Origin of the sequence: Okeania sp. SIO3I5, from assembly GCF_010672085.1 — a bacterium.
Lineage (GTDB): Bacteria > Cyanobacteriota > Cyanobacteriia > Cyanobacteriales > Microcoleaceae > Trichodesmium.
Genome location: NZ_JAAHHT010000276.1, coordinates 1 through 11,560, shown reverse-complemented (window position 1 = coordinate 11,560; position 11,560 = coordinate 1). Strand labels below are relative to the sequence as shown.

7 protein-coding genes are annotated in these 11,560 nt (G+C 37.5%); 5 read left to right on the top strand and 2 right to left on the bottom strand.

Annotation, left to right across the window (positions count from 1 at the left end; translation table 11 throughout):
• A partial coding sequence (locus tag F6K40_RS34775) for an nSTAND1 domain-containing NTPase (protein ID WP_293143074.1) occupies positions 1-5,877 on the bottom strand: 5,877 nt, incomplete at its 3' end.
• Between the two features lie 457 nt (positions 5,878-6,334).
• Here F6K40_RS34775 and F6K40_RS34770 point away from each other — a divergent pair.
• The 4 genes from F6K40_RS34770 (at position 6,335) to F6K40_RS34755 (ending at position 9,195) form a co-directional block, all read left to right on the top strand.
• Positions 6,335-6,793, top strand: coding sequence for a hypothetical protein (locus tag F6K40_RS34770; RefSeq protein WP_293143071.1), 459 nt, complete (start codon positions 6,335-6,337; stop codon positions 6,791-6,793).
• 393 nt (positions 6,794-7,186) lie between these two features.
• The gene (locus tag F6K40_RS34765; RefSeq protein WP_293143068.1) at positions 7,187-8,605 is read left to right on the top strand and encodes a hypothetical protein; all 1,419 of its coding nucleotides are present in this window, start codon (positions 7,187-7,189) and stop codon (positions 8,603-8,605) included.
• Positions 8,606-8,756: 151 nt separating this feature from the next.
• Positions 8,757-8,915: a hypothetical protein gene (locus F6K40_RS34760; protein WP_293143065.1), complete on the top strand. Its 159-nt coding sequence runs from the start codon at positions 8,757-8,759 to the stop codon at positions 8,913-8,915.
• 121 nt (positions 8,916-9,036) lie between these two features.
• Positions 9,037-9,195, top strand: a complete 159-nt coding sequence (locus F6K40_RS34755; protein WP_293143065.1) for a hypothetical protein — start codon at positions 9,037-9,039, stop codon at positions 9,193-9,195.
• 140 nt (positions 9,196-9,335) lie between these two features.
• Here the strand turns inward: F6K40_RS34755 and F6K40_RS34750 are convergent, their stop codons facing one another.
• Entirely contained in the window at positions 9,336-10,994 is a 1,659-nt protein-coding gene (locus F6K40_RS34750; protein WP_293143062.1) for a dynamin family protein, read from the bottom strand.
• Between the two features lie 145 nt (positions 10,995-11,139).
• On the opposite strand from F6K40_RS34750, the gene F6K40_RS34745 reads away from it, so the two are divergent.
• The gene (locus tag F6K40_RS34745; RefSeq protein WP_293143059.1) at positions 11,140-11,385 is read left to right on the top strand and encodes a UPF0175 family protein; all 246 of its coding nucleotides are present in this window, start codon (positions 11,140-11,142) and stop codon (positions 11,383-11,385) included.
• The last annotated feature ends 175 nt before the right edge of the window (positions 11,386-11,560 follow it).

Below are 11,560 nucleotides of genomic sequence, written 5' to 3'. Positions count from 1 at the left end.
AAACATCACATCTTGAGCCTGATTATTTAAACTGCCATACCGACATAATTGTCCCCAATAATAAGCATCTATTTCTAAATCGGGAGCTAATTTTTGTGCTTCATCATAAAGACTAATTGCCTCTTCTATTTTTCCCTGTTGTGCGAGTATTTTTCCCTTTGTAACCTTCCTAGAAGCAGCACCAGAAGCAGCAAATTTTTTCGCTACAAGTTGGGGATCTGTTTCTTGAGTTTCTGTATCAGGATCGAGGTCAATTTCTGGTTCCAATTTTTGGGCTTGCTCATAAAGACTAATCGCCTTTTCTATGTTCCCCTCTTGTGCCCAATTTTTCCCCTCTTTTAGTTTGCCAGTAGTAAAGAATTTATTCGCCACAACTTTCGGGTCTGTTTCTTTAGTTTCTGAATCAGGATCGAGGTCAATTTCTGGTTCCAATTTTTGGGCTTCCTTAAAGATAGAAATTGCCTTTTCTATGTTCCCCTCTTGTGCCTGTATTTTTCCTTTTTCAAGCTTGCCAGGAGCAGCAAATTTGTTCGCTACAAGTTCGGGATCTGTTTCTTGAGTTTTTGCATCAGGGTTGAGGTTAATTTCTGGTGATAATTCTTGGGCTTTTTTCAAAACAGAAATTGCTGTTTTTATGTCTTCTTTTTCCGCTTTTTCCGCTATATTTTTAGCTTCTGCAATTAGACTAAGATGAACCGGAAGTTCATCGCAAGTTTTCTCATATTTATCCAAGCTACTGTTCGTATACTGCTGCCATTCCTCTGCTGTTAAATTCCGACCAAGACGGCGACAAGCTTCTGTCATTAAATCTTCTGTCATTACCCGATGCAGGTAAGTGCCTGAGTTGCTGCCAGTAACAATGGTTTTGCCGTCGGGGCTGAATGCTACTGCATATACTGCGCCCTGGTGGTTGAGGGTAGCTATGGCATTGCCCTTAATATCCCACATTCTGGCCGTTTGGTCGTTACTGGCAGTAGCAATAGTTTTGCCATCCTTGCTCAAGGTGACGGCATTTACTGAGTTCTGGTGGTTGAGAGTAGCGATCGCTTTGCCGCTTTCCGCATCCCAGAGGCGGGCGGTTTGGTCATTACTGGCAGTAGCAATAGTTTTGCCATCCTTGCTCAAGGCTATTGCTGTTACATAGTCCTGGTGCTGGAGGGTAGCGATGAGTTTATGAGTAGCAGCATCCCAGAGCCGGGCAGTGTTGCCACCAGCAGTAGCAATAGTTTTGCCATTACTGCTGAAGGCAACTGGCGATACTGAGTCTTGGTGGTTGAGGATAGCGATGGATTTTTGAGTAGCAACATTCCAGAGCCTGGCGTTTCCGTCCATGCTGCCAGTAACAATAGTTTGACTATCGGGACTGAAGGCGACTGCATGTACTTGGTGCGGGTGGATCAGGATAGCGATCTCTTTGCCAGTAGCAGCATCCCAGAGGCGGGCAGTATGGTCATAACTGGTAGTAGCAATGGTTTTGCCATCGGGGCTGAAGGCCACTGCATCTACCTGACCTTGGTGGCGGAGGTTAGCGATGAGTTTTCCAGTAGTAGCATCCCAGAGACCGAAGGTATGGTTAGAACCTCCCGTAACAATGGTTTTGCTGTCGGGGCTAAAGGCTACTGTATTTCCTGAACTTTGGTGCTTGAAGGTAGCGACTTCTTTGCCTGTGGAAGCATCCCAGATGCGACTACCATTAGCAATAGTTTTGCCATCGGGACTGAAGGCTAGTAAATAAGAAGAGTCTTTCAGGGTAATCATGCCATTACCAGCAGCAGTCTGCCAGAGGCGGGCAGTTTTGTCATCACTTGCAGTAAGAATTATATGGCTCTCAGAGCTTTTGTCATTTGGTTGCGGAGAAAAAGCGACTGCATTTACTGAGCCTTGGTGGCTGAGGGTAGCCATGCTATTGCCAGTAGCAGTATCAAATAGTTGGATAGTATTGTCATCACTAGCAGTCGCAATAATCTTACTGTCGGGGCTGAATGCCACTGCATTTATATTGCCTTGAGGGTTTAGAGTAGCAGTGGTTTTGTTATTTCGGATTTCGACAATATCCTCACCAACAACAGCAAAGATTTCGCCGTCGGGGCTATAAACCAAATCTTTTATAGGTTCCACATTGCCTCCATATTGGTAGATACCAGAAACAATATCCGAATGGTAGACGGTATTTTTGGTAGCAGTAAGAATTTTTTTGCCGTCGGGACTGAAGACGACTACATTTAAAGTGCCTTCTATCCAAGCTTCCTTGTGATCGATGGTGTTCTTGAGTTTCCCAGTAACAGCATCCCAAACCTTGGCAGTGTTGTCATCACTAACAGTACCAATATTTTTACCATCAGGACTAAAAGCTACTGCATTGACAATACCCTCATGTTCGAGGGTAAATTTGACTTTTCCAGTAGCAGTATCCCAAACCTTGGCAGTTTTGTCTTCACTAGCAGTAGCAATAGTCTTACTATCAGGACTGAAAGCAACTGCATTAATACCCTGTTGTTGGAGGGTAAATTTGGCTTTACCAGTAACAGCATCCCAGAGACGGGAGGTTTTGTCTTCACTGAGAGCAACAATAGTCTTTCCGTCGGGGCTAAATTCTACTTTCTTGACAATATCTTTATAGTTCAGGGTAGCGATGGGTTTCTGAGTAGCAACATCCCAGAGCTGAGTAGTTTTGTCATCACTAGCAGTAGCAATAGTCTTACCATCGGGACTCAAAGCTACTGCAAGTACCTTACCCTGATGCAGGAAGTCGTAAAGGCCATCGGGCAGTTGAGGTAGTCCCTTGCGGATAGCTCCATCTGCCTCATTATAAGGTATATCTAAAAGCTGACCGCCTAAGAATTTATTGAGAACTTTCCCCAACCAAGAATCTAGAAATTTTTGAGCGTCTTTGACTCTCTCCATTGATTCGACTCCCAGCAAAACGCTTGTGTTGTAAAGTTTCTCACTTCTTGGTCTCTGTGCTTGAATCGCAAACTTATCAGCAGAAGAGACGTTACTCTTATATTGAGCTATCCCTTGCTGAACCAAAGCATAGGCAGCTCCTCCAATCATTAAAACCGAAAAAAACGATAAAAATATATTCAACCGTTGAGTTGACCTCCGAGCTTTTTGCTCCTGTTCCAATTCCCTTTTTTTCCGTTCTTCTTCTTCAACTTCCCAACGCTTTCTCAACTCCTGACTCGCCCTGACAAACTCACAAGCAAACCCATCCAACAAACCCATATCCCCATACTTTGTCACATATTCTTCTGCCTTTATTAACTGCCTTTCTCGCCACAACCAATCATCTTTTTCTCCCTGTTTTTTCCATTCTTTAGCATCAGCTTCTATCTTCCTTTCTAATGGCAAAGCCTCTTGATATTCTTCCACCCAATTTCTCAACTTTTCCCAACTTCTGATTAACTCTTCGTGAATCACATCTAATAATGTTCCTGCCTCTGACTTATCTTTAGTTATTAACCGATTATTTTGGTCTGCCAATTTATCACTCACCTCTAACAACAGCTCTAAACTATGTAGTTCATTTGGCAAATCTTCTAAAATTACTCGCCGACGAGTATCTGTTACTTTATCTGAATTAATCGACTCATGCCCAGGCTGTACTAATTCTAAAAATATCCTCTTCGCTACCGACTTTTCTGACTTATTCAAACTCTCAAAAACTTCATTCGCTCGCTTTGTCAAAGTACCCTTAATTCCACCAAACTTTCTATAAGTTGCCAGAGTCAAATACTTACTTTTCTCTTCCCCTTGAGTCGCATATTTCCACAGTGCATCCAGAGTATATTGCAGCAGAGGTAAACTACCTGGATTACGCAAAAAGTCTTCCGTCATTTGCGCAACTAATCCAGCTTCTACTCCCATCCCCACTAATTCAGCCGGCTTTTTAATTGCCTCCTCTATTTCTGATTTTTCCAGAGGCGTTACTAATAATTGATGCTCCTTAATTTGAGTTGCCAAACCTGGATATTTTGAACATTGGTCGAGAAAGTCCGCCCGCATTCCTAAGATTAAACAAAACTTCTTTTGAATCGCTTCATTTTCTATAGCATCTAAAAAACAATCAAAAAATTCTTGTCGTTTTTCGTGAGTTTCACACAGAGTAAAAGATTCCTCAAATTGGTCGATTACCATGATGACTCTTTCAGCTTCTACTGACTGAATAAACTCGATTAATTTCTCAGTTAAATTCTCTGGTTTTTCCCCTTCTATATTATCGGGATTATTTAATTTATGAGGTACAGTTTTGAATCCCCCCCCGCCCCCCTTTGTAAGGGGGGAGTCTTCAATTTTCCCCTTTGTCAGGGCAGAACCTTCAAAGTCTTCTCCGCTATCCTTTATCAGGGCAGAGCCTTCAAAGTCTTCCGCAGTCTCCCTTTCTAAGGAGGCCGCCTTCAAAGTCCCCCTTTCTAAGGGGGATTTAGGGGGATTATGATTATCCCCTCCGCTGTCCTGTTTCAGGGGGGAGCCTTCAAAGTCCTCCGCAGTCTCCCTTTCTAAGGAGGCCGCCTTCAAAGTCCCCCTTTCTAAGGGGGATTTAGGGGGATTATGATTATCCCCGACCCTCTCCTGTGTAAGAGGAAAGCCTTCAAAGTCTTCCGCAGTCTCCCTTTCTAAGGAGGCCGCCTTCAAAGTCCCCCTTTCTAAGGGGGATTTAGGGGGATTGTCATTATCCCCTCCGCTGTCCTGTTTCAGGGTGGAGCCTTCAAAGTCCTCCTGTGCCGCCTTGTTAAGGGCAGAGCCTTCAAAGTCCTCCCTTGTCGCCTTTTCTAAGGAGGCCGCCTTCAAAGTCCCCCTTTCTAAGGGGGATTTAGGGGGATTTATAATTGCCTGTTGCAGATTTTCCAGAGGAGTTGCAGTGGGAGTAAAAGGATTTAGATATTGCCATCTATCACTTCCTGAAATTTTCTGCCCCCGCTTCAATTGATATAATAAACCTGCTCTTAATAAGGATGATTTTCCACTGCCGGAAGCTCCTAATACGGCAATAAAATTATGAGTTCTGATTCTGTCAATTAATTCATCTGTTAGTCTAGTTCTGCCATGAAAAAATACCCCATCTTTTTCCTGTTCTGTAAAATAAGATAAAGCACGATAAGGAGGAGTATTTTGCCAACGTTCATCTATAGGTTCAGTCGGAGTATTAGTTGTTAAAATAATCGCATCTCCTGAATTATGAAATACAGGAGCTTGAGCAGTATCCAGCATATTCTTTTTGATATAATCTGCCAAAATATAGTTAGTTATCCAACCATCAATCGAATTTTCTGGATTTAAACCTTTGAGTAATCTAGACGTAAACATACCATGTGTTCCGTCTAGTTTTTCCATACTTGTTTCAAAAGAACGAGATGCAGTAATAAAGCAACGACTTATTTCTTTTCCACTACCTGGATCTGCTTCTTCAAAGTTTAATAATTCTCCACTAAAACAACAGTCTAACCACACTATTTGTTTTTTGACTGGACTATTTTTTAATAATTCTTTGAACCAATTTAAAGAAATACCATATTTCTCGTTTTTGAGTTGAGCATCACTGGTGACTAAAAATCCTTCTCGAATACCCCCTTTTGTGGTTACATGACCATGTCCAGCAAAGAAGAATAAAGCTACATCAGGAATTTCATTTTTGGACATAGGATTAAATAAATTACTAATCCGTGTTTCGAGGTCTTGGCTTTTGACTTTGCCATTTAAAAGAAATCTTTCTTTCCCTTGTTCATCATAATCTTTAGGCAAACGTTGCACATGAAATTTGCCATACTTTTCTAATATTTCAGAAATGGCTTTAGCATCATTAACGGGAGCTTTGAGGTTTAAACTTTTCTCATATATGTGGTTATTAATTCCTACAACTAAGGCTTCTATACGCATAGTTAAAAATATTTAATACTAAGACTTTTCTTTTCTATTATAATCTTGGGTTATAATAATGTCGAGTTATTCCTCAACTTACAGCAGTTCCGGTTGTTATGAGGTACACTAATCGCGGGCAAGATGCCTGCACTACAATATTTTCACCATTTACCTTGTACATCATTTGCTCTAAATCTGCTGTATCATATATATGTGGGGAATAATTCCTAAAGTCCAAACTAATAAACTGTTTGTCAACTCATAAAAACCTCTCTCAAAACATCTCTATTAGGAGGATAAATGCTTTGAGACTGCCATTGATCCCACCCCTTTCAAATCTGGAATAGGGGGTATAAAAAAGGAGAAAAGAGGGTTGGGTTTTTAGGATTAATCGGTTCCATACAGCAGTTCTCAAACAGCTTCTCAAAGCATTAGTTTGACTACAGAAAAAATAAATTACAAAAGGATACTAAACATGGACAATTTAATGAACCAAGACAAATTCTTATTATCTCTGATGTTTGCCATTCAAGAGTTAGATTTAAGTTCAGAAGAAACAGAGCAACTCCACGATATTGGAGAACAATTAGCTGATGACCCCACAGCTTGGGAGATATATACTAAACCTATGGCAGAGGAAATAATTAGTAATAACTCATCTCTGAATAAAATCTTTCAAGATGTTCAGTCAAAACTAGAAAAAATTGACGAAATTCCTCAAGATTTTCTCCCTACTACTGAAGAGTTAGCAATAGCTAACCCGACAAAAAATCAACCCCAGGAACGTCCTATTCCCAGAATTAGTTCTGCTGATTTAAAAAGTAATGAAATTACCAATATGTGTATCGAAGTTCTATCATCGCCAGAGCCATCAGAAACAGCTAAAAAAGTTAGCAAGTTGGATAAGTTATTAAATTTAATTAGTCAAAATTAGTTAGATAATAAATAAATTATCAGGTGAAGGTTTATAATGAGGATTTGAATCCCCATTAATACGCACCACGCCCTTTTTTTAATAAAAAATAGACCTCTTGCAAAATTTTTAATTAAATTAATTAAGAGAGATAAAATCAACAATTTTTACCGAAAAATTTTGGTTTAAAGCCTCCCCTTTGAAGGGGATAATAAATAAAAATTTTCCTGATTAGTCAATCCTCTTCTTTTCAACAATTAATAATTATTAATTATTCATTATTAATTATTAATTGTTGAACCCCTATTCCCTATTCCCTGACTTATGCAAGAAGTCTAATGACAGGATTAGTTATACAATACCTGGTACAATTGAAGTCCAAACTTTATTTTGGATAGAAAACTAATAACTGTAATGACTAATATTATTAATCCCACAATTGACTTATTTCTCTATGATCTCAGAAACAGTCTCGGTGATGATGAAAAAGACATAGAAAAAAACCGCCAATATTTTTATCAAAAATTCCATCCAACTGTTCAGGAAAAATTAAAACAAGACAGACAAGACAGGCGAGAGAGACGAGGCAACAACGAAAATATAGAACCAGATTATGTTCACCTGCTTAATTCTTTTTTTACTTACTTAGATCCTGATACCCCCTTAGAAAATGGTTATTATTATCCAGTAAGATTAGGAGATAGTTATGGACTATTATTAGAAGTTGCTACACCCGACAAAAAAACACCAGAATATTTTGGCGAATTAAAAGCTAAAATTCAACAAAAATTAGGAGAAAATACTGCCAGATTAGGTCAGACATGGATGCTATCCACTTACCTACCTAATTCCTCAAAAACAACCCCAGAAGAAATAAAAGAAATTGCCGAAAAATGTTTAGAAGCAATTTTGCCCAATATAAAAAATCCAATGTTCAGTGAAGTATTTAATGGCAGAGGTGAATTTCTGGGAGCAACAATTTTTGAATATTCTGACAATAACTTAAAACCAGAAACTGTAAAATTAACAGACAAAGAAATTACTACCGTTGTTCAAAGTCAACATATTATTATTGCTATTTATCCAGACGCAGAAACATTCAACAAATTAGCTGATTTTTATGCAGACTGGATGCGGTTATTTTATTATCACCATAAAGTCGTTTGGGCGTACGGCCAAACTCGCATTTTAAGCAATGAAATTAAAGATAAATTTAGTCTAATTAAGACAACAATTGAATCTGTAGAAGCAAATATTACTCAAGGAAATAGACAAGTTAATAAGTTGGAAGAAATTAGTGATGTTCTGAGTAAATTCCAAGTTATGATTAATCAATATTCTAACCTCCTCAATAATTTAAAATTTCAACAAGGCACAATAGAAATAAATTTAAGTAATTACGACAAAAGATTACAAACTCTCCAGAAAAAAGCTAGAGAAAAAGTCACTATAAATAAAACAGAAATCGCATTATTTGAAGAATTTAGTAAATTAGTCAACGAAAAATATCTTTTGCAAATCACAAGAGATTTACAAAATTTTGACCAAGGATTGAAATTATTAGAAGGTAATATTAACGCTATCCGCAGCCAAGTAGAAATAGAAAAAGCTAAGAACGATCAGAACTTTCAAGAATTAATTTCTGTAGTAGGTACTGCAGTAGCTGTTGTTAGTTTTATGGGTGATGATCCCCAAAACAAATGTGAATTAATTCCGCTTCTATCTAAGAATTCTCCGGTTTGTGAAAATACATTGATATTAAAATTAATAATATTTTTTACTGCCAGTATATTTGTTTGGTTTTTCAGAAAATATATATTAAAGCGATCGTAAAGTTTGTCAAAATAATTAGTCAAATGTAGGCTCTGCTAAAACGAAGTGAAACCCAACAAAGCTTTATTTTTGTTGGGTTGCTGTTGAGTTATCCTCACAGAAAACAAGCTACTTTATACTTCTTAATCCGTATATCCGTGGCATAATCCGTGTGAGCGCATCAACCCAACCTACACCTTTTTTTGATTTGTCAAAATACACTATTGTACAAATTTATATTAGTTATTATTGGCAGTTTATTAGCTTGGTTTTTCAGAAGATATATATTAAAGCGATCGTAAAGTTTGTCAAAATAATTAGTCAAATGTAGGCTCTGCTAAAACGAAGTGAAACCCAACAAAGCTTTATTTTTGTTGGGTTGCTGTTGAGTTATCCTCACAGAAAAAAGCTAATTTATACTTCTTAATCCGTATATCCGTGGCATAATCCGTGTGAGCGCATCAACCCAACCTACACCTTTTTTTGATTTGTCAAAATACACTATTGTACAAATTTATATTAGTTATTATTGGCAGTTTATTAGCTTGGTTTTTCAGAAGATATATATTAAAGCGATCGTAAAGTTTGTCAAAATAATTAGTCAAATGTAGGCTCTGGTAAAACGAAGTAAAACCCAACAAAGCTTTATTTTTGTTGGGTTGCTGTTGAGTTATCCTCACAGAAAAAAGCTAATTTATACTTCTTAATCCGTATATCCGTGGCATAATCCGTGTGAGCGCCTTAACCCAACCTACGCTAATAAAAATTCCAATTCTTGATTAATTTCTGCTGATAAATTATTTAATAACTGCAACTTACTTCTTAACTTAATTACCTCTGGTGACTGCTGACTAACCGGAACTTTAATAACTTTTTCTGCTATTGCTTCATATTCTTCAATTGCTTTGAAAGTGACAGTGCTAAAACGACTTAAATAATCTCTAGCAGCATTAGCATAAGCTTGTTTTACTTGCTCTTTATAACTTGCTAAATTTTCCGATTTATTCTGTTTATTATCGCTCAAAAAATAGGTTGCTCCACCAACAACTGCAGCACCCATCGGACCTCCTAATAACCAACCTATTCCAGAGGCGATCGCTATATTTCTTAGACCTCCTGATTTTTGGGTTTCTGATGGGGGTGGGGGTGGCAAAAAAACCTTAGGAGCTTCAGGAAATGTAATTATTAATTCTTCTGTTTCTCCTAATTGAAAAAACTCAGCAGCTTTATCTACCCACTCACTAATTTCTTGTTTATATTTCAGTGCTTCTGGTCGAAATTTTTCCGACTCCCAAATATTAAAAGTTCTCTGTTCCAAAACTACAGCTAATTCAAATTGATACTTTGCCAAAAGATTAGTTAAATATAGCCAACTTTGGAAATTTGAACTACTTCTTTTAAAACCTTCTTTAATTAATTTTTCTGCCCGCTTTTGAATTTGAAACTTTTCACTTTTCTGCTCTTGAATAGCAATTAACTCTTTAGTTACCTCCTGAGCATTAACCTTAATTACTTGAGATAACTGAGAAGCGATCGCCCGTACTCTCGACAACTGAATATTTGTCTTTTCCCCAGAAATTTCAACAATACTTTGTAAAGCAGATTCAAAAGTAGCTAAACCTGTTGTTTGTGCCACAGAAACATCACCTTTTAACCGCCCTCGCAAAGCAGGCAAAGCATCAACCCGATACAAATTACTAATATTATCCGGCAGTTCCGAGCGAAAACTTTCTGCCACAAACCGCATTCTATTAGAAACTTCTTTTTGCTCCTCTGGCGTAAGTAAATTCATAAAATTAACCACAAAAACCACAGTCTTAATACCCCGTTCCCCCAACCAATCTCTGAGATTTTCTCGCTCACCCAAAGTCATCAAATTTCTAGCATCTAAAACCTGCACTACTAGATCGGCAGTTAATAATTTTTCCTGCACCAAAATATTTTGAGCTTCCCGATCATTAGTTCCTGGCAAATCTAAAAATTCTACCCCTCTTGCCAGAAAAGAATTAGGGCAATAAACCTCTACTGAAGTTACATCATCTCGCATTTGACGGTTATCATCTAGCACAGCATATTCTTTGAGAATATCTGTACCATTGGCATTAATGATACTCCCATCTTTCAACTGAATTCTTGTTTCTAACTCTTTGCCATATTTTACATAAATTGCCGCTCCAGTTGTGGGAATTAGATCGATAGGTAAAGTCCGTTCTCCTAACAAAGCATTTAGGAGAGTAGATTTACCATAATTAAACGGAGCAAAAACAGCTATTTTAAAAGTAGGGTTTGCCAGATATTCAGAGATAGAAATTACATCTTTTCTCAATTGAGAATCTGGCTCAAGTTCTAAAATTCCTAGAGCGGAATTAAAATAATTGATTAGGTTTTGGTAATTTTCTTTTTGTTGCATTTTAATTCAGTTATCAGCTTTTTCAGTTATCAGTTAGTAGTGACACAACGCGCGTTGTGTCACTACATCAGTTATCAGTACCTCCTGCTGAAGTTTCCTTTTTTATGTTAAAATTGTACCCCTAGCTTAAATATCTTAACATCCTATGAGTATTGTAATTCCAAATGAGATTATCAAAGCAACAGGAAAAAGTGAAAAATTGTTGCAACTAGAACTAGCAATTATCATGTTTAGAGACTATCAAATCAGTAGTGCAAAAGCAGCTAATTTTGCTAACTTATCTTTAATTGAATTTCGTCAAGAACTAGGTAAAAGAAATATTTGTGTGAATTATGATAGTTCGGATTTTCAACAAGAACTACAAACATTAAAAATATTGAGTGAACTATAATTTAGATTTCCCCATCCGATTTTGGGTTGGTTTGGTAGAGGTTTGCTCTACCAGAAAATTTGACAACCTCTGGAAAATTGCTATCCCAACTTAGAGAAATTATCCTCATCATTTTTGGCTTTCTTCCTACTTCCTTTTTCCTGACTCAATTTTTAATAAGAAAGTAATTTTCTAA

Excerpts from the sequence above, each read along its gene's own strand:
- F6K40_RS34770 (WP_293143071.1), top strand. The coding sequence starts at position 6,335 with ATGGACAATTTAATGAACCAAGACAAATTCTTATTATCTCTGATGTTT.
- F6K40_RS34745 (WP_293143059.1), top strand. The coding sequence starts at position 11,140 with ATGAGTATTGTAATTCCAAATGAGATTATCAAAGCAACAGGAAAAAGT.
- F6K40_RS34750 (WP_293143062.1), bottom strand. The coding sequence starts at position 10,994 with ATGCAACAAAAAGAAAATTACCAAAACCTAATCAATTATTTTAATTCC.
- F6K40_RS34765 (WP_293143068.1), top strand. The coding sequence starts at position 7,187 with ATGACTAATATTATTAATCCCACAATTGACTTATTTCTCTATGATCTC.